Origin of the sequence: Nitrincola iocasae (assembly GCF_008727795.1) — a bacterium.
GTDB lineage: Bacteria > Pseudomonadota > Gammaproteobacteria > Pseudomonadales > Balneatricaceae > Nitrincola > Nitrincola iocasae.
Window position 1 is genome coordinate 2,924,048 of record NZ_CP044222.1, and the last position, 18,891, is coordinate 2,942,938.

Consider the following 18,891-nt stretch of genomic DNA (forward strand, 5'->3'; position numbering starts at 1 on the left):
TTGATTCACGGAGCCTGTCCGCATTTTGATTGCCCTTTCAGTTCCAAGTCAATTCAATGTTCATTATTAGTCACAACTTACTTAAGTGCATTGTATACGGAATAATCAGAAAGCAATACTGTTTTCCGTTTTTTCCGCTTTATACTCGAGGTATTTGACATGCAACAATTTATTTAAACAGCAGTTACACTATACTAACGACCAATATTGGTTAGTGAATTCAAATGCTGTTAGAACCAGCCCTGAAGGAGTACCCGCTGTTGCACATACGGATCAAGCCTGCATTGCAGTTTTTTGGCTTGTTTGTCTCTTTACTGCTGATCAGTTGTGCACAACTTGTCGGTGCCGCTGAGACAGAAAAATTGCGCATCGGCATACTGGCTTTCCGTAGCCTGGAATCGACGCAACAGCAGTGGCAGGAAACATTGAAGCACCTAGATCGTGTGCTCCCGCAGTATGATCTGGAGCTGCAGATTCTGTTCATGGACAGCATGACTGAAGCAGTTCACAAACAACAGTTAGACTTTATTCTCACCCAACCTGAACATTACATTTTGCTGCGATCCTCTTCAGGGGTTTCAGCCTCAGCGACACTCATGCCGGTTTCAGACAAGCAACCTCTGGCCCGCTTTGCTGGCGTGATAGTGGCATTGGCTGATCGTCCGGAACTCAATAGCCTGGATGCGATACGTGGACAACGCGTGGCCGCCGTACATTCTCACTCCCTCGGCGCGTATCGCATACAGCACTGGACGCTTAATCAAGCCGGCATACGCCTCCCTCAGGACGTTCAGAGTTTGACATTCACGGGCCAACCACAAGACAAAGCCATTGAGATGCTACTCAGCAGGCAGGTTGACGTAGCCTTTGTACGCTCAGGGGTATTAGAGTCAATGGTTCAGGCTGGCAAGTTATCTATGGATCAACTGCAAATTATCCATCCACAACAACACGCTGAATTACCACTGATCCATTCAACCCCGCTTATTCCTGAGTGGGCTTTTGCTGCTATGCCCTCACTGGACCCATTAGTCGTTCGAGATGTAACCCAGGCACTTTTTACAATTTCACCTGACTCACTCGCTGCCCGCAGTGGTGGCTACTTTGGTTTTATACCACCGGTTGATTACGCTGGCCTGGAACACATCCTTCTGGAACTACGCGTGCACCCTGACCGTATCTCTCACTTCGATATGCGCGACTTTGTCGACAAGTATCTGTCTGAAATCATACTGGCATTGGTATTAAGTATTTTGATAGCCGCCACCTGGGTCAGCTACGATATTCGCCAGCGTAAAAAACGTGCGGCTAATCTGCGCATTGCCGCCGCCGCATTCAACACTCATGAAGCCATCACCATCACTGATGAGAACAACCAAATTCTGCGTGTTAATGAGGCGTTTACCCGAATCACCGGATACAGCGAAGAGGAGGTAGTCGGTCACAACCCTTCCATTTTCAGCTCGGGTTACCATCATCAAGACTTTTATAAAGCCATGTGGCATGCGCTTAATACACAGGGCTACTGGGAGGGCGAAATCTGGAACCGACGTAAAAACGGAGAAATTTTTCCGGAACATCTCAGCATCACCAAAGTACCCGGTACACATGCGGTACAATTTAATTTTGTGGCATCCTTTTCCGATATCACTCAGGCGAAAGAGTCCAAAGAAATCATAGAACACCTTTCGCTCTACGACCAGCTCACCGGATTGGCTAACGTTGACCTTCTTCGTGATCGCATCCACTCAGCGTTGACACGCAGCAGTATGCAAGATCATAGTTTTGCATTGATATTAATCGATTTAAAAAACTTCAAACTGGTCAATGACAGCCTGGGACGACGGGCCGGTGATCAACTACTGCGTGAAGTGGCCACCCGCCTTACAGAAGCCTTACCGGTCTACTCCAGCCTGGCCAGACTGGCGGCTGATGAGTTTGTGATTTTGTGTGAGTTTCGGGAACATTCTGCTGAACAGGCATTGTTTGATATAGAACATCTGACCAAAGACTTGGAAAGAGTTTTCATGGTGCCCTTCTCCATTGAGGCTGAAGCGGTTTACACCCAGGCTAACATGGGTATCGTGCATTGTGCTGATGCCGACAGTACGGCCGATGAACTGCTAAAACGTGCCGATCTGGCCAAGAACCAATCTAAATTTAACAGCCACAGCAGCATTAGCTTTTATGATCCAGCCATGCAGCAGCAAGTGGACCAGGTGGTGCAACTTGAAAATGATCTTCGCCAGGCTCTGGAGCATAATCAACTGCGGCTTTTTTTCCAGCCACAATACAATCAGCATCGGCAAATCACTGGGTGTGAGGCGCTCATACGCTGGGAACATCCCATTCGGGGATTAATTTCACCGGCCGACTTCATTCCTCTAGCGGAATCATCTGATTTGATTTTGCTAATAGGTGATTTTGTAATCGCCTCAGCCTGTCAGAAGCTCACCATTTGGCAACAGCACCCCTTCACAGCAACCTGGACGCTGGCCATCAATATTAGCGCTCGGCAATTCCAGTGCAGTGATTTTGCCGAACGGGTACTTGGTCATATTACCGATACCAACGCACCAGCCAACCGGTTAAAACTGGAATTAACTGAAAGTCTGCTGATTGACTATACCGATGAGGCGGTTACCAAAATGAACCACCTGAAGCAGGCTGGCATTCGCTTTTCTCTGGACGATTTTGGCACCGGGTTTTCCTCACTGTCCTACCTGAAGAAACTCCCTTTCGATCAAATCAAAGTGGATAAGGCCTTTATTCATGACCTGTTGAATAACCAGAGTGATGAAGCCATTATTCGCAGTGTGCTGGCCATGGGCGAGGCATTCGGCATGAATGTGATTGCTGAAGGTGTCGAAACTGAGCAGCAACTGCAAAAACTTGAGGCACTCGGCTGCTATTTTTACCAAGGTTTTTATTTCAGTAAACCTTTGTCGGATAACCAACTACTCACTTGTATTGCGCAGTTTTCAACAGAACCGTCTGACGACCTGGGCATCTGAATACCGTCCGAGCGGCGTATATGCTACATTGTATGCAAATGAAATCAGGAGTTTCTTATGCCCTTACTCGACAGTTTTCGTGTGGATCATACCCGTATGCAGGCCCCTGCGGTACGTACTGCCAAAATGATGCAAACCCCATCCGGGGATCCAATCACTGTGTACGATCTGCGTTTTTGTATTCCTAATCGTGAAATCTTATCCGAAAAAGGTATCCACACCCTGGAGCACCTGTTTGCCGGCTTCATGCGCAACCACCTGAACAGTGACCTGATTGAAATCATCGACATTTCGCCTATGGGTTGCCGCACTGGTTTTTATATGAGCCTGATAGGGACCCCGACAGAACAACAGGTTGCGAATGCCTGGACCGCTGCCATGCAGGATGTACTTGAGGTTAAATCGATGGAAGAGATTCCGGAGCTGAATGCCTATCAATGTGGCACCTATACGATGCACTCACTCACAGAAGCACAGCAAATCGCTGCTGATATCATCAGTCGGGGAGTGGGCGTAAACAGTAACGATGAGCTCTACCTGAGTGAGGAATTTTTACAGGAAAAAGAAACGCAGGCTGATTGAGGCCTGCGTTGCAGTGAGTTGCACCACCGTCCTGGGGTGTAACTCAGATCTCCTGTTGAATCTCGCTGAAGCGATTCGTTAAACAGAATTCTATCAAAGAAAAAACAGAAAAAACAGAATTATTTCTAAATTTTCTTTTCCCAAAACTGCGCATTACCAGCATCAGGATCAAGCTGATAAGGCTTGTAGCCCAGACGGCTGTAAGCATTTCTGGCTATTTCATTTCCTTCCAGTACCTCCAGTGTCAGCTTGCAACATCCCTGTGTTTTCGCAAACGTTTCTGCCGCTTCAAACAAAAGACGTGAAATACCCTGGCCACGGTAAGGGCGACTGACCACCACATCATGAATATTCAACAGGGGTTTAGCCGCAAAGGTAGAGAAGCCTTCCACTGTATTCATTAAAGCCACAGGTTCTGTACCTGAAAACCCAATAAAGCTATGCAAGTGAGGCCTTTTTTGCATCTCGGTAACAAGGCTGTTAACCGTCTGCTCCGCTAAAGGCTCTCCTCCACCCATAGGATCGCAAGCATATTCACAAAGCAGCTGCAGCAACGCATCGGCATGCTCAGGATGGGTGAGATCAGCTTTTACAATTGTTATCATGGTTGATTGCTTCCTGTATTCATATATAGCGAATCCTCGACGATGCCACTTGCAGCATACAAGGCCTTGAATGCAACCGATTATACTACGTAATTACCAGCGGCAGGCAGTCGAAGCAACGCTGAGTCACTTTAGACACAGCTCAGAATCGGCTGTAATTGTATTACCGACCGGTGCTGGCAAGAGTTTGATCATTGCCGAACTGGCGCGTCTTGCTCGCCAACGCATATTGGTGCTGACCCATGTCAGGGAGTTGGTCGAGCAAAACCATGCTAAATATGCCGCACTAGGACTACAAGCCGGTATTTTTTCGGCTGGATTGAAGCGTCGGGACCATCAGCACCAGGTTACTTTTGCCAGCATTCAATCCTTAGCCGGACACACCCAGTCATTTAGTGGAGCCTTCTCACTGGTAATTATTGATGAATGTCATCGTGTCAGTAACGATGAAGACAGTCAGTATCAGCAAGTGCTGACGCATCTGCGCCAGCATAACCCCGCTTTAAAATTACTCGGTCTCACCGCTACCCCCTATCGGCTGGGTGAAGGCTGGATCTACCGCCGGGATTATCGTGGCTTTGTCAGAGACACACTCAGCGCCACCTTTGAGCATTGTATTTATGAGCTGCCCCTCAGCCAGCTTATTCGCGAAGGTTATTTGACCCCACCGGTTTGTATTGATGCAGCCACTCGCCATTATGATTTTTCCCAGCTCAGTAACGAGTGTGCAGGTGATTATGACACCGAAGAGGTTAATCGGCTGCTACACAAATATCCTCGGGTCACCCGGGCTATCTGCGAAGAGATCGTAGAACAGGCCGTCCGACGCAAGGGAGTAATGATTTTTGCTGCCAGCATTGAGCATGCTGAAGAAATTCTGAGCTACCTGCCGCGGGCACAGGCTTGTCTGATCACCGGCAATACAGACACAGTCGACCGGGATCAGATGCTGCAAGCCTTCAAACAACAGCAGATCAAGTATCTGGTTAACGTTTCAGTTCTGACGACCGGGTTTGATGCGCCTCATGTGGATTTAATTGCCATTTTGCGCCCGACCCGCTCGGTCAGCCTGTATCAGCAAATTGCCGGACGAGGGCTGCGACTCTTTCCCGGTAAATCCGACTGCTTAATCATAGACTATGCCGCTAATGGTTTTAATCTGTTTAGCCCCGAGGTCGGTTCTCCCAAACCAGCAGCCAATACCGAGCCGGTGCAGGTATTTTGCCCGGAATGTGGTTTTGCCAATACCTTCTGGGGACGCACCGATGACCAAGGCCAGGTTGTGGAACACTTTGGTCGCCGTTGCCAAGGCCTGGTGGGTGAATCCCTGGATAATCAGTGCCATTTTCGGTTCCGTTTTCGCGAATGCCCGCAATGCAACGCAGAAAACGATATCACTGCAAGACGCTGTGAGCAGTGCAAGAGTATACTCATTGATCATGACGACCTGTTGAAACGGGCATTATCGTTGAAGAATGCCCGAATTCTCCGCTGTGCCGGTATGACATTCACCCTACAGGATGAACGTTTGCGAGTGACCTACCATGATGAAGAGGGTGAAACACTCAGTGAATATTTTGACTTGAGCCAACCGGCTCAGCAGAAGGTTTTTAATCATATATTCAGGCGTAGACATGACGACAAACCGCGCAGCAAAATCAACTCAGCACAACAGGCACTGGCCTTTGCAACTCAGTTAAAACACCCTGACTTTGTCATCGCCAGACAACACAAGCACTACTGGTCTGTGAGTGAAAGAGTGTTTGATTATGTCGGCAAATACCGCAAGGCTTATGAGTTATACTAAAGACACTGCGTTTTATTGACGCAGCACAACCAAGCGATCGATGGTGAGTTGAATTCTTCCCACACAAACAGGATCATGAAACGGTAATATTAATGCAGGGCCACACCAGGCCCAGGAGATACGCTTGACCTTACATGGTATGTTTTTACGTTTTAGCCAATCCGCAACACTGTGCCTTGCAGTGACGTTCTGCGGTGTGGTGCTTGCCAGTAATGCCATCTTACCAGTACCCGAAGCACCAAACGGGAATGCAGAAAAAGTAAAACTTGGTGATCAGCTATTCCATGATAGCCGCTTATCTTCTGATAACACCATCAGTTGTGCCAGTTGCCATGACCTGGCACGTAACGGCGCAGATCAACGCCCCTTTTCCGTTGGTGTGGGCGGAGCCTTGGGCCATATCCGCTCACCTAGTGTGTATAACAGCCAGCTCAACCATGTGCAGTTCTGGGACGGTAGCGCTCGTGATCTGGAGTCGCAGGTCAATGGCCCTGTACATAACCCGGTAGAAATGGCCAGCAACTGGGAAGAAGTAATAGGTAAGCTGAACCAGGACCCAGACCTACTCAAGCAATTCAACGCCATATTCTCAGATGGCATCACATCCAGCAATATACGTAGCGCACTGGCTAGCTTTCAGCGTACCCTGATGCTCACCAATGCACCGTTTGATCGCTGGCTCAAGGGTGATGAAAACGCCATCAGTACGCAAGCGCAACGCGGCTACGAGACATTTCGTGATCTGGGCTGTATCAGTTGCCACCAAGGCGCCAACGTCGGAGGCAATATGTTTGCTCGCATGGGATCACTGGAAAACTATTTTAAGTTGAAGGGAGAGGCTATATCTCAAGCCGATCTGGGTCGTTTCAATGTGACGGGTCAAGAACATCACCGTTATGTTTTCAAGGTGCCCGGATTGCGTACAGCCTCATTGAACAGCTTCTTTTTTCACGATTCCAGCGCAGAGACTCTGGAAGATGCCATTGCCGTCATGGCACGCTTTCAACTCGGGCGCGAGCTGAACGATGCAGACATTTCCAATATTGCTGCTTTCATCCGTTCACTTACAGGCGAGCACCCTCGGCTTGATGTGGTGGAACACTGATGCAATCCATGGCACGTCCATTCCTGCTCTTACTCACGCTGATCATAGCCATCATGATCGCCCTGTTTTTTCAAACGCGTGCAATTAATAGCGTCGATCACACCCAACGACTGGATCAACTCCTGCAACTGCGTGAACTGGACGCCGTTCTGGATGAGCAAACACTGCTAATCGCCACAGGCGTGCAACATCAGTATGACACTCAGGTCAATTTCCGCCGGGAACATGATCAACTGATGAATCAAATGCTCACTACAGAGAGTGCTTTCAATCAAGGGCTCAACCAGCCCTCTATTGAGCTATTAGAGAGTTACTATCAGCTCCAGCAACGCAAGTATGCATTAACTGAAGAGATCAAGCATTATGCAGCTTTGATCCGTAATGCCTTGCTTTATATGCCAACTTTGGTAGAAGAGCTGCGTGATCAGAATCACCCTCAACGTGATGACGCAGCAAGGCTGATGAGTCAACTGTTTCGCTACCACCTATTCCCGGACCAGAAACGACTGACTGAATTACGCCAAGCCACAGAGCAACTGCACCTTGCAACCCTTGACAATCAACCGGCACTGATGGCCTTTGCTAACCAGGCCAACAGCAATCTGCGCCATCTGGAAAGCCTGCACCAGTTCCGGGATGAGTTTAACCATGTAGATACCAGTAGTCAGTTGCGTACCCTGGAGAAAAGCTACCAGAATCACTACAACCAACGTTCACGTCATGCTGAAGTCTTTACCCTGACACTGTTGTTGTTAACCTGCCTGTTAATGTTACTGCTTGGCGAGATGTTCAGACGCCTGCAACAGCTCAACAACCGTTCTGAGCAAGCTCGCACACGTCTGCAGGATGCCGTAAATAGCCTATCTGAAGCCTTTGCACTGTTCGACAAGCACGGCAGACTAGTGCTGTATAACCAGCGCTGGCTGGCATTTTATCCCTGGCTGCAACAGCGTAATGCAGAAGACTGGTCAACACTGCAAAGTATTAATAAGTCACAGGGTGTAACCACCTCGTCACCCATAGCCGTCCCTCTGGATACCACCCAAAACTACCTGGAGCATACACCGGATGGCAGTTGGTACCAGGCCAGCAACAACCCCACAGCAGAAGGTGGGATTGCCAGTGTACGCACCAACATAACCGAAACCCAGCAAGCACATCTGAAACTTCGTCAACTTGGGCGCGCACTGGAACAAAGCCCCAGTGCGGTGATGATCACGGATACCCAGGGCATCATAGAATACATAAATCCGAAACTCTCAGAGATGACCGGTTACACCTCAGACGAACTGCTGGGACAAAATAATAATATTCTTAAATCCGGTAAAGTATCCGCCGATATTTTTACCGAGATGTGGCAACAGTTGCGTGATGGCAACACCTGGTCAGGTCAGCTACTGAACCGTAAAAAGGATGGCACCCTATTCTGGGATTCCACTTCCATCTCCCCCCTGCGAACCGATGAGGGTGAAATCAGTCATTTCATTGCAGTTAAGGAAGATATTACCGAGCGCCTCAGAACTGAAGAACAGCTACGTATGGTCGCTGCCGTTTTCGAAACCAGCAATGAAGCCATTATGGTCGCCGACCATCAAGGTACGATCAAAGTTGTCAATGCTGCTTTTGAGCGTATTACCGGCTACAGCGCTGATGAAGTCAGCGGACAAAACCCCAGCCTGCTGAGCTCTGGCCGCCATGACCGTGTATTTTATGATGACATGTGGAGCAGCCTGAATAGCGAAGGTTGCTGGTCGGGTGAAATCTGGAACCGCCGTAAGGATGGCAGTGTTTATCCTGAGTGGCTGTCAATTTCTGCACTGCATGATGATGAAGGCCAAATCACTGAATTTGTCTCAGTGTTCTCCGACATTACCAGCCGCAAAGAAGCCGAGGCACATATTCGCCACCAGGCTTACTATGATGCGCTGACACAGCTACCTAATCGCAGCCTGCTGCTGGACCGACTGGAAGTCGCCATTATTACCGCAGAACGTGACCAGCAAACCATATCCGTGCTGTTTATCGATCTGGATCGTTTTAAATACGTCAATGATACCCTTGGCCATGAATACGGCGATGAACTGCTGGTGGAAGCAGCCAAGCGACTAACAAGCTGTGTTCGCGAAAGCGATACAGTGGCACGTTTCGGCGGTGATGAATTCGTTATCCTGCTGCACAATATACATTCGGATCGGGATGCTGCTCTGGTGGCTGAAAAAATCATTCGCCGCCTCTCTGATCCTTTTACACTGGCAGGTCGTGACATCATCATCGGGGCCAGTGTCGGGCTCGCCATGTATCCAGGTGAGTCCGACGATCCCGACACTCTGTTGCGCAACGCTGACCTGGCCATGTACCGAGCCAAGCAAACCGGTCGTAATCGCTTTCAGTTTTTCACCAGCAGTTTGCAAGAGCATGCCAATACGCTGATGGAGATGGAACAGGACCTACGTCTGGCCCTGGAGCATGAACAACTGGAAATCTATTACCAGCCGCTGGTTCGAACCCAGTCCGGGCGAGTCACCGGCGTAGAGGCTTTGCTACGCTGGCACCATCCAACCCTGGGAATGGTTTCTCCGGAACAATTTATTCCACTGGCAGAAGATACCGGCCTGATAGGTCCTATCGGTCAGTGGGTGCTCGAAACCGCCTGTCAGCAGGTCAGTCAATGGCAGCAGCAAGGGCTGAAACTGTATTTGTCAGTGAATATATCCGGTCGTCAACGCGACCTGGGGATGGATGCCCCGTTGCTACGCCGCATTCTGATGCAAGCCAAACTGTCAGCCGAACAACTGGTACTGGAGATCACCGAAGGCATGCTGCTGGACAATAGCGACGAAACCATAGCCTGGCTACAATCTTTCTGTGACTTGGGTGTTCACCTGGCAATTGATGACTTTGGTACTGGCTATTCAGCATTAAGCTATTTGAAACGCTTCCCCATAGACACATTAAAAATTGACCGGGAGTTTGTCCGTGACCTGACGCTGGCTAATGAAGATGCCTTGCTGGTTGAAGCCATCATCTCGATGGCGCGAAGCCTTAAGCTGCGGCTGATCGCTGAAGGCGTCGAAACGGCTGAACAGCGCGCTGTACTCTTTAGCCTCGGCTGTGAGTTTTTGCAAGGATACTACTTCGCCAGACCCATGCCAGCCGAAGCCTTGGTGGCATGGATGGCGGACTATCGGCCCACCCGTCTGAGTTAAGCGCTGTTTAGCCGCGCCAGCGCTTCCTCCAGTGTGGCAGTGAAGCTGAGATTTTCAGTAGGCTTCATGCCAGCTCGCGCCATGGCTCGCAGTGGCTGAAACTGTAAATCAGCGATGACCAGGCGTATCCCCTGCTGCTCACAAAAAGCACTAAAGCGGTCAAAGCCGTTAATGCCGCCCGCATCCAACAACGGCACACCATCCATATACAACACGACTCCCCGATACCCTTTCACGCTTTCGGCCAGTTCATCAAACACCCGCTCCGCCGCAGCAAAAAACAGCGGCCCGGACAGTTTCAATACACCCCAACCCTCTGGCAGCCCCTCAGGCACATGTTTGCGTTGCATGGATATATCCTGAAAGCGAGTCATGCCTGCCAAATCACGCATAAAAAGTATAGAGGCCATGACGATACCAACCGAAATTGCCAGCACCATATCAAACAGCACGGTTAATGACATGCAAGTCATCAGTACCAGAATATCGCCCACCGGAGCACGCTTTAACAGCACCACGACCTTGTGAGCCTCACTCATATTCCAGGCAACTATAACCAACAGTGCCGCCATACTCGCCATCGGTAACCAGGACAGCCAGGGGGCAAGAATCAACAATCCAGCCAGTACAACCAGTGCATGCACTATCGCCGAAATAGGAGATTTTGCACCCGCTTTGTAATTTGTCGCTGATCGGGCGATCGCGGCTGTTGCGGTAATACCACCAAAAAACGGTGCAATCAAATTACCCAGACCTTGACCTAATAATTCTCCATTAGCATGATGACGCCGACCACTCATACCATCCAGCACCACCGCACAAAGCAGTGACTCAATTGCACCCAGCATAGCAATCGAAAAAGCCGCTGGCAGCAGTTCACGAATAACCGCCCAGGACCAGATCAACGGCTCACCATCAGGTCCGGGACGCAACCAGGGCCACTCGAATGACGGTAAGAAAGGTGGGATCCCTTGCCCCTGCGTGCCATCCGGCAGTTCATAACTAAACCGACTGCCAATAGTATCGACATCCATACCCATTTGGATAAACAGCCAGGCCAGAAACGTACCACCCAGCAGCGCCGGTAAATGTCCGGGGACTGGCAGCTTAAGGCGTGGCCAGAAAATCAGTACCAGCAGTGTCAGTAGCGCCACACTGGTATTCGCCATATTCAAACCGGGCAATGCCGAAAACAACAGCAGAATACGTCCAACAAAGCTTTCCGGCACTTCACTGAGCTGCAAACCAAAAAAATCCTGCATCTGCAGTATGGCTATAACGATGGCTATCCCGGAGGTAAAACCCAGGGTGACAGACTCAGGAATATACTCGATTAAACGCCCCAGGCGGGCAACCGCCAAAGCCACCAAAATGACACCGGACATCAGCGTCGCCACCAGAAGCCCGCTCAAGCCAAAGGCTTGAGTCACCGGGAAGAGAATCACCACAAAAGCCGCCGTCGGCCCGGAGATGCTGTAACGTGATCCTCCAGTTAACGCGATCAAAAAACCGGCAATGATGGCTGTATAAAGACCATATTCCGGTTTAACACCACTGGCAATAGCCAACGCCATCGCCAGTGGAATGGCAATAATACCGACGGTAACTCCGGCAATCAGATCACCGCTAAAGTCACGGCGAGTATAACCTTCACGCAGGGATTCCCGGAGTGCACTGGCGATACCTAACGAATGTAAACGAGCACGTGATGAGGACATGGCAGCCTTATCTATAACCAAATACTAGATGTTGTTCGAATTAATTATAAGAAAACACTATAACGCTCGGCTGTAATCAGTACAATCACCCCTGAATTAAACCTGGGTGCTATGTGTAATTACTTTTCCAATAATTTTTGAACTCCAGGTATCCAACAGTTTCCAATCACCGACATGTATTTGTAGACTGTCCACTCTCAATCAGTCCAGAGGAATCTATATGCGGCTTGCAGAAGTTGAAATGATCATGCTTAACGTGGGATTGGCGGGCTTTGGTGCGTTTATTTTTTTTATTATTTACGACCTGGCGAAACAGTCCAAAGCCGGAAAGTTCGGCACCTTCATACTATTTCTCGCTCTGGGCCTGGGCCTGGGCGTTTTTTTGGTTAAAAGCCTGGTCGTCTACTTCCTGGACATCTGAAACCGGCCGCACGTATTTTTCAGCCTTGTCGATTCAGTTATAGTAGAGCTTCTTTTTCACAGGGAGTTACGCTATGGATCCTTTTTGGCTAATTGTGTTTGTGCTGCTGGCGCTGGTAATTTTCTACGGCATTTTTCTATACAACAACCTGGTACGTCTGAAACATAATGTCAGCCGGGCCTGGTCAAATATTGATGTGCTGTTAAAGCAACGTCATGATGAACTGCCCAAGCTGGTTGAAACCTGTAAGCAACACATGACCTATGAGCAGGAAACACTGGAAAAAGTAATGCGAGCCCGCTCGGCCGTTGCCAATGCCAGAGAAGCAGGCAATGTGGCCGCACTGGGGCAGGCAGAAACACAGATGCGTCTGGGTCTGGGCAATCTGTTCGCCGTGGCAGAAGACTACCCTGAACTGCGTGCCAGTGAATCTTTTCAGCACCTGCACAGCCGCATCACCTCTCTTGAGTCTGGCATCGCAGATCGACGTGAATACTATAATGATTCAGTAAATCACCTGAACATTCGTATTGAGCAGTTCCCGGATATCCTCATTGCCAGACGGTTAGGTTTTCTTGCCGCTACATTATTGGAATTTGACGAGGCTGACTTGAAAGATCCAGATATGAAAAAGCTGTTTAGCTAACTTACACACATGTTTCTGGATCTTTATATTGACCGCCAAGAACAGGTATTGGGTATCACCCTCTGTGGGCTCAGTATTCTGGCGGCGCTGTTCTTTATGTTCCGGCACTTACGCCGTTACCGGCTGATTACCGACACGCCCACGGCGATGATACGTTCGGCTCCTCAGGGTTATGTCGAAATTATTGGTCATGTAATCAGCGGTGAGGGGGGACTGTTGCAAGCCCCTTTATCCGGCCGCCCCTGTGTTTGGTACCGTTACCGTATTGACCGTCAGGCCGATGGGGGCAAGGGCGGCTGGAAACTTGCAGAACGCGGCAGTTCTGATGCCTGGTTTCAGATCAATGATGGCACCGGCGTCTGTCTGATAGACCCGGAAAAAGCTGAAATGGATGTAGCCCAGCGCAGCATATGGCATGGCAGCACCCCCAATCCATCATCTTTACTGAAATACGCTACCTCCTTAGGTTCACCCAGCTTGTCTGGCAGTCGATACCGCTATACCGAACATTTGATCATGGAACATGAACAAGTCTATGCACTGGGACACTTCCAGACAGTGGGCGGAGGGCGCGACACAGCCACACTAAACAAGCTACAAGCCGATATTATCCGCGACTGGAAACGCAATCACGCACTGTTATTGACGCGTTTTGCGGCACCTGGGGCGACTGAGTTTTCTACCATTGAATGGCAAGCTGTACGTCAAGCCGCGCTGGAAGAGGCCGAGATGCAGCGTCAGTATCAGAATAACCTGCCAGATATGCACGTCCTGACCCACCCAGGGAAGCCTGGCCATCCGCTGCTAATCTCCACACAGGATGAGTCCAGGCTGATTAAGCGCTTCAGACAACGTGCGCTGCTCTGTCTGGTTGCTATGCTCGCAGCGCTCTGGTTTTGTATAGAACTGTTAATGGCTCAGGTATTATAGTCAGATGGATAGCAGCAAGACTTGATCTCTATAGCCTCCTATAATGAAATAACTTTTTGGATTCCACAGGGTATTTACATGAAACAAACAACGATTCAGGTGGGTAAGCTGGCCATCAGTAATGACAACCCAATGGTACTATTGGGTGGCATGAATGTACTGGAGTCTCGTGACCTGGCGTTACGTATTGCAGAGCACTATGTCGAAATCACACAAAAGCTCGACATACCCTATGTATTCAAGGCGTCATTTGATAAAGCCAATCGCTCTTCGCTGCACTCTTATCGAGGCCCCGGACTAGATGAAGGGCTTAAGATCCTGCAGGAAATCAAGCAAACCTTTCAGGTACCGGTTATCACCGATGTACATGAGCCTTCCCAGGCTGCACCAGCCGCCGAAGTCTGCGATATAATTCAACTACCGGCGTTTTTGTCACGCCAAACCGATTTAGTTCAGGCAATGGCTGCCACGGGTGCGGTGATCAATATCAAAAAAGCACAGTTTCTGGCACCCCAGGAAATGCAGCACATACTGCATAAGTGTGAAGAAGCGGGCAACGACCAGTTAATGCTGTGTGAGCGCGGCACCAGCTTCGGCTACAACAATTTGGTTGTCGACATGCTCGGATTCACCATCATGAAAGAATTTGGCTATCCGGTTATTTTCGATGCCACCCACGCCCTGCAGATGCCTGGCGGCCGGGCTGACTCAGCCGATGGTCGCCGGGCAATGGCCGCTCAACTGGCCAGAGCCGGACTATCCCAGGGGATTGCCGGGTTGTTTCTGGAAGCACACCCGGATCCGGACCAGGCAAAATGTGATGGTCCCTGCGCCTTGCCTCTGGCAAAACTGGAAGGTTATCTGACCCAAATGAAGGCGCTGGACAGCCTGATCAAATCATTGCCAGTGCTGGATACAGCCAATTAACATACTGTAACAACAGGCGTTTGAGGTGAATGACATGGATGATTCTGGTGTTCTGCTCGAAATAGGGGCTCTTGTTGGCCCCGAACGGCACCGCTTTCGCTTAACAACTGAGCTAGGGCCTCATCCTTACGGCACGCTTTGGCAGGCAGAAGATCAGGCTTCTTCAGGACGCCCAACCGTTACCCTGTTGTTTCTCCCCGATGTACTGATCCGCCAGCCAGAATTTGTTGAGCGGCTGCGTAAACTGATCATTGTCTGCCGGAAGTGCAAGCATCCCAATGCTCTCGACTGCTACGGACTGTTCAGCGCTAAAGGTCTGTTTTTTCTAGCCTTCGAAGCCGTGGATGGACTAACACTCGCTGATATGTTTGCGTCAGGTAAAGCCGCCCAGCTTAAGCCTATGCAAAAGCAAGGTCTGTTAATCCAGATGGGCAAGGCTATGGATGCTTTTCATCGGGAAATCCACAAAAGTCATGCCAGTCTGGCACCTGAATTGATATTTATCAGCAGCAAACGCGGCGTCCGGGTGATGATGATCAGTTGGCATTATGTTGTGGATGATTATTTTGATCTTATGCCCAGTAAACCGACTTACCGTCAGTATCAGGCACCGGAAGGCTTTGTTGACCCTCAACCTACCAGTCTGCGTTCGGATGTGTATGCCTTTGCCGCATTGGCTTACCAGCTTTATGCAGACAAACCGGCTTTTTTGCCAGATGATGACGAAAAAGCCCGCTTCCAACGCGAACTGAAAGCACCCAACAGTCTGTCAGCCAAACAATGGAGCGCATTGCAATCGGCCCTTAACCCGGATCAACAAAGCCGACCGGCATCCATACTTGAGCTGCTCAAAGCACTTTTCAGTGAAGAAGAAGATACTGCAGCCAATACGCCTGAAGATGCACACCCTGCCCCCCCATCGGTGGATAAACCAAACCGTGTTATTAACGCTATTTCCCGAGTCAAAAAACTGATACCCACGGGTTGGCTACAGCCTTTTCAGCCGATCATACGATTGCTGCAAAAAATTCCCCTGAGTCCCAAAGTTACCGCGGCCTTGTTGTTCAGCAGCGGCTTGATACTGGGCCTGTTGCTCAGCCTGCTGCTACAACAACCGGACCCGCAACAACAGCAAGCGATTCGCACACTCACTGAACAACGCGATCTTCTTCAGCAGGAACTTGAGCAGGCGCGTATTAACTCACCCGTCACCTCAGAACAGCCTGTCGAAACCTCCATCGATGAACTGACCCAACCCTTGCCAGCTCTGAACGAATCAGAAGCGGTTGCCCCCAGCCCGGCTGCACAGGACACATCACGCCAGGCCCTGGAGCAACCAGACGGACTGGCACGTTTCAGGGATCACTTTGGGGAAGCAGGCTATGCGCCGGTGGTGCAGACACTACCACAAGATACCTTCCTGATGGGCGACCTGAATCGTATGGGAGATGATAATGAACGTCCGGTACGTACCGTCAGTATCGATTACAGCTTTGCTCTGGGCGTACACGAAGTAACCTTTGATGAATATGATCAGTTTGCGCTGGCTACCAACCGCCCCTTACCCGATGATGCAGGCTGGGGACGCGGCTCACGACCAGTAATCAATGTCAGTTGGCAGGATGCCCAGGCTTATACGGCCTGGCTTGCAGCCGTTACCGGAGAACCCTATCGTCTGCCCACTGAAGCCGAATGGGAGTATGCCGCTCGTGCCGGTACCATCTCGGCCTGGTGGTGGGGAAATGAACTTGTTCCGGCGATGGCAGTCTGTGATGAGTGTGGAACTCAATGGGATGGTCAACAAAGCGCCCCTGTCGGACAGCTGCCAGCCAATGCCTGGGGATTGAAAGATATGCACGGGAATGTCGATGAGTGGGTGCAGGACTGCTACAGTGATCATTATCGCGGAGCCCCGGAGGATGGATCAGCACTACTCAGTGGTGACTGCAGTTATCGGGTGATACGTGGTGGTTCCTGGTTCGATCTGGCGCGGTTGACGCGCTCATCCAGTCGCTACCGGCATCCGCCAGATACGGCCCGTAACACTTGGGGCTTCCGAGTCGCACTGGACCTTCCCACCCCAATATCTAACGCTTCACCTTAGTCACAGGAGCCTTGTGATGCGCGGTTTTTTTAAAATATCTTCACTTTGTTTAAGCCTCGGACTGGCGTCATCACCCTTACAAGCCAGTGTTATTAATGCAGCCGATCAGGTTCATCTGGCTCTGACCCTGTATAATCAGGACCTGGCTATGATTCAGGATCAACGCCGAATGCCTGCCCTGTCACCGGGTCAGCACATCAGCGTTGAAGATGTGAGCCAGCAGATGCTTGCGGAAACACTGCGTATTCAGGGTGCCGGTCAGATACTCGAACAAAGTCTGCAGCAAAGCCCGTTAAACTACAACGCCCTGCTGCAAGCACATCTGGGCAAGTTTATTCAGTTGGCCCGAATCAATCAGGCTACGGGTCAGGAAAGTATCAGTACCGTGGAACTCCTGAGTATAGAGCAGCAAGCACTGGTCCGACGTGATGGGCGCATTGAATCTATTCCCATGCACAGCTCGGAATGGCGTTTTATCTTCCCAGCGGAATTACCGGAGAGTCTGAAAGGACAAGCCGGGCTGCAGTTTGTCAGCGCCGGTACGCAAAATGAAAGCATCGCCCAACTCAATTACCTCAGCCGCGGTCTCGGCTGGCAGATGGATTATGTATTAACATTGGACAGCCGGGGAAAGACACTGTCTGCCGAAGGCTTAGCTTCTGTGTATAACCACACTGGCAGTGTGTTCCAGGATGCTGATCTTCGACTAATAGCGGGTGATATCAACGCACCCACAGGGGAGCAGCCAGAAATGATGCGCGCGATGGCAATGAGTGATGCAATGGCGAGCCAGGCCAAAGCACCCGAACAGATGCAGGATTTTTACCTCTACCGCCTACCCTATAAAGTAACGCTGCAACCTGATGAAACCAAACAGTTACCACTGGTACAGTTTGACGATCTGCCAGTTAAAATGATCTATCGCCACCATTTCAACCTGTGGCCAACCATGGATCAACAACGCTACCAGACGCAACCCGAAGTACAGCTGGTACTTGAAGCGCCCTCACTGGATAGCAGTAATTCCCCCTTACCGGCGGGTCAGGCGCGGGTATTCCGCCCGGATGGCGAAGGTGAGTTACAGTTTATCGGTGCCGCACAGTTGGGTAATCTGGCTGCCGGTGAAGAAGCCACTCTGTCACTGGGCCGTGCATTTGATCTGAACATCACACGCCGTCAAACCCTGTTCAGTGATGGCTTTGACAGCATTACAATACAACAGGAGGTCAGCATCACCAACGCCGGAAACGAAGGACGTAGCGTTGATCTGAGTGCGGGCTTTCAGCAGGAATGGGAGTTAAAGGAGTCTAACCATCAAATGCAGGAAGACGGTGCCGGTCAACTGACCTGGAGCATGCACCTGCCTGCAGGTGGTACAGAAACCATGCGTTTCACTGTCGAGATGAAAAAACGCATCAATCGTTAACGCTTTCATACTCCTGGCAGCGCGTCTGGGCCAGACTGTGCCCCTGACGCGCTGCCAGAGAATAGTAGTGACGTGCTTTTTGCGCATCGACTCGAAAGTAACCTTCAAAGCCGCTGTCAAAGATTCGTCCCATCTGATACTGGGCTTTCATATCGCCAAGATCCGCCGCTTGCTGCAGATAGATGGCACCCTGAATGCGATTACTCACCCCCTCACCCCGAAAATGCAGCAGATGCCCATACACCGACAAAGCGCGTCGACTTTGATGATCAGCGGCATAACGAAACAGCTTCATCACATAGTCATGACGTGCTTTACTGCCACGGGCAAAAGGCGAGCGAAACAGTGCATAGGCAATCCAGAAGATCAGCGGTGCCAGTAATCGTCCAATCATGCGCAT

Annotated in this window: 14 protein-coding genes; 11 read left to right on the forward strand and 3 right to left on the reverse strand. The window is 50.3% G+C overall.

Annotated features, from left to right (window positions below):
- Positions 1 to 224 precede the first annotated feature (224 nt).
- Both F5I99_RS13430 and luxS read left to right on the forward strand, forming a co-directional pair.
- Positions 225 to 3,014 (forward strand): EAL domain-containing protein, encoded by a 2,790-nt coding sequence (locus F5I99_RS13430; protein ID WP_151056805.1) that lies wholly within the window; start codon positions 225 to 227, stop codon positions 3,012 to 3,014.
- A gap of 57 nt (positions 3,015 to 3,071) precedes the next feature.
- A complete protein-coding gene (luxS, locus tag F5I99_RS13435) occupies positions 3,072 to 3,596 on the forward strand; it encodes an S-ribosylhomocysteine lyase (protein WP_151056807.1) in 525 nt (174 codons plus the stop codon).
- Between the two features lie 125 nt (positions 3,597 to 3,721).
- Here luxS and F5I99_RS13440 read toward each other — a convergent pair whose 3' ends face one another.
- Entirely contained in the window at positions 3,722 to 4,201 is a 480-nt protein-coding gene (locus F5I99_RS13440) for a GNAT family N-acetyltransferase (protein WP_151056809.1), read from the reverse strand.
- A 70-nt stretch (positions 4,202 to 4,271) separates the two neighbouring features.
- Between F5I99_RS13440 and F5I99_RS13445 the strand changes: the two genes are divergently transcribed.
- The 3 genes from F5I99_RS13445 to F5I99_RS13455 all read left to right on the forward strand — a co-directional run bounded on the left by F5I99_RS13445 (position 4,272) and on the right by F5I99_RS13455 (position 10,319).
- Positions 4,272 to 6,008 (forward strand): DEAD/DEAH box helicase, encoded by a 1,737-nt coding sequence (locus F5I99_RS13445; protein WP_151056811.1) that lies wholly within the window; start codon positions 4,272 to 4,274, stop codon positions 6,006 to 6,008.
- 124 nt (positions 6,009 to 6,132) lie between these two features.
- Positions 6,133 to 7,113 (forward strand): cytochrome-c peroxidase, encoded by a 981-nt coding sequence (locus F5I99_RS13450; RefSeq protein WP_225307415.1) that lies wholly within the window; start codon positions 6,133 to 6,135, stop codon positions 7,111 to 7,113.
- On the forward strand, positions 7,113 to 10,319 hold the full coding sequence (locus tag F5I99_RS13455; RefSeq protein WP_151056813.1) for an EAL domain-containing protein: 3,207 nt from the start codon (positions 7,113 to 7,115) through the stop codon (positions 10,317 to 10,319). Before F5I99_RS13450 ends, F5I99_RS13455 begins: the two co-directional genes overlap by 1 nt.
- On the opposite strand, the gene dauA is transcribed toward F5I99_RS13455, so the two are convergent.
- Complete coding sequence (gene dauA, locus F5I99_RS13460; RefSeq protein ID WP_151056815.1) at positions 10,316 to 12,037, reverse strand: C4-dicarboxylic acid transporter DauA; 1,722 nt, start codon at positions 12,035 to 12,037, stop codon at positions 10,316 to 10,318. The genes F5I99_RS13455 and dauA overlap by 4 nt on opposite strands.
- Positions 12,038 to 12,257: 220 nt before the next feature.
- On the opposite strand from dauA, the gene F5I99_RS13465 reads away from it, so the two are divergent.
- The 6 genes from F5I99_RS13465 (at position 12,258) to F5I99_RS13490 (ending at position 18,491) form a co-directional block, all read left to right on the forward strand.
- On the forward strand, positions 12,258 to 12,458 hold the full coding sequence (locus F5I99_RS13465; protein ID WP_151056817.1) for a DUF2788 domain-containing protein: 201 nt from the start codon (positions 12,258 to 12,260) through the stop codon (positions 12,456 to 12,458).
- Between the two features lie 73 nt (positions 12,459 to 12,531).
- Positions 12,532 to 13,104, forward strand: coding sequence for a LemA family protein (locus tag F5I99_RS13470; protein ID WP_151056819.1), 573 nt, complete (start codon positions 12,532 to 12,534; stop codon positions 13,102 to 13,104).
- A 9-nt stretch (positions 13,105 to 13,113) separates the two neighbouring features.
- Complete coding sequence (locus tag F5I99_RS13475) at positions 13,114 to 14,034, forward strand: GIDE domain-containing protein (protein ID WP_151056821.1); 921 nt, start codon at positions 13,114 to 13,116, stop codon at positions 14,032 to 14,034.
- A 78-nt stretch (positions 14,035 to 14,112) separates the two neighbouring features.
- Positions 14,113 to 14,961 carry a 3-deoxy-8-phosphooctulonate synthase gene (gene kdsA / locus F5I99_RS13480; protein WP_151056822.1) on the forward strand — a complete coding sequence of 283 codons (849 nt, stop codon included), beginning with the start codon at positions 14,113 to 14,115 and terminating at the stop codon, positions 14,959 to 14,961.
- A 34-nt stretch (positions 14,962 to 14,995) separates the two neighbouring features.
- Entirely contained in the window at positions 14,996 to 17,065 is a 2,070-nt protein-coding gene (locus F5I99_RS13485) for an SUMF1/EgtB/PvdO family nonheme iron enzyme (protein ID WP_151056824.1), read from the forward strand.
- 16 nt (positions 17,066 to 17,081) lie between these two features.
- Positions 17,082 to 18,491 carry a DUF4139 domain-containing protein gene (locus F5I99_RS13490; RefSeq protein WP_151056826.1) on the forward strand — a complete coding sequence of 470 codons (1,410 nt, stop codon included), beginning with the start codon at positions 17,082 to 17,084 and terminating at the stop codon, positions 18,489 to 18,491.
- On the opposite strand, the gene F5I99_RS13495 is transcribed toward F5I99_RS13490, so the two are convergent.
- The gene (locus F5I99_RS13495; RefSeq protein ID WP_151056828.1) at positions 18,481 to 18,891 is read right to left on the reverse strand and encodes a tetratricopeptide repeat protein; all 411 of its coding nucleotides are present in this window, start codon (positions 18,889 to 18,891) and stop codon (positions 18,481 to 18,483) included. The genes F5I99_RS13490 and F5I99_RS13495 overlap by 11 nt on opposite strands.

What these genes read in the sequence shown, in the direction of transcription:
- F5I99_RS13485 (WP_151056824.1), top strand. Translation starts at nt 14,996, where the DNA reads ATGGATGATTCTGGTGTTCTGCTCGAAATAGGGGCTCTTGTTGGCCCC.
- F5I99_RS13475 (WP_151056821.1), top strand. Translation starts at nt 13,114, where the DNA reads ATGTTTCTGGATCTTTATATTGACCGCCAAGAACAGGTATTGGGTATC.
- dauA (WP_151056815.1), bottom strand. Translation starts at nt 12,037, where the DNA reads ATGTCCTCATCACGTGCTCGTTTACATTCGTTAGGTATCGCCAGTGCA.
- F5I99_RS13445 (WP_151056811.1), top strand. Translation starts at nt 4,272, where the DNA reads ATGCAACCGATTATACTACGTAATTACCAGCGGCAGGCAGTCGAAGCA.
- kdsA (WP_151056822.1), top strand. Translation starts at nt 14,113, where the DNA reads ATGAAACAAACAACGATTCAGGTGGGTAAGCTGGCCATCAGTAATGAC.
- luxS (WP_151056807.1), top strand. Translation starts at nt 3,072, where the DNA reads ATGCCCTTACTCGACAGTTTTCGTGTGGATCATACCCGTATGCAGGCC.
- F5I99_RS13495 (WP_151056828.1), bottom strand. Translation starts at nt 18,891, where the DNA reads ATGCGCATGATTGGACGATTACTGGCACCGCTGATCTTCTGGATTGCC.
- F5I99_RS13465 (WP_151056817.1), top strand. Translation starts at nt 12,258, where the DNA reads ATGCGGCTTGCAGAAGTTGAAATGATCATGCTTAACGTGGGATTGGCG.
- F5I99_RS13440 (WP_151056809.1), bottom strand. Translation starts at nt 4,201, where the DNA reads ATGATAACAATTGTAAAAGCTGATCTCACCCATCCTGAGCATGCCGAT.
- F5I99_RS13490 (WP_151056826.1), top strand. Translation starts at nt 17,082, where the DNA reads ATGCGCGGTTTTTTTAAAATATCTTCACTTTGTTTAAGCCTCGGACTG.
- F5I99_RS13455 (WP_151056813.1), top strand. Translation starts at nt 7,113, where the DNA reads ATGCAATCCATGGCACGTCCATTCCTGCTCTTACTCACGCTGATCATA.
- F5I99_RS13430 (WP_151056805.1), top strand. Translation starts at nt 225, where the DNA reads ATGCTGTTAGAACCAGCCCTGAAGGAGTACCCGCTGTTGCACATACGG.
- F5I99_RS13470 (WP_151056819.1), top strand. Translation starts at nt 12,532, where the DNA reads ATGGATCCTTTTTGGCTAATTGTGTTTGTGCTGCTGGCGCTGGTAATT.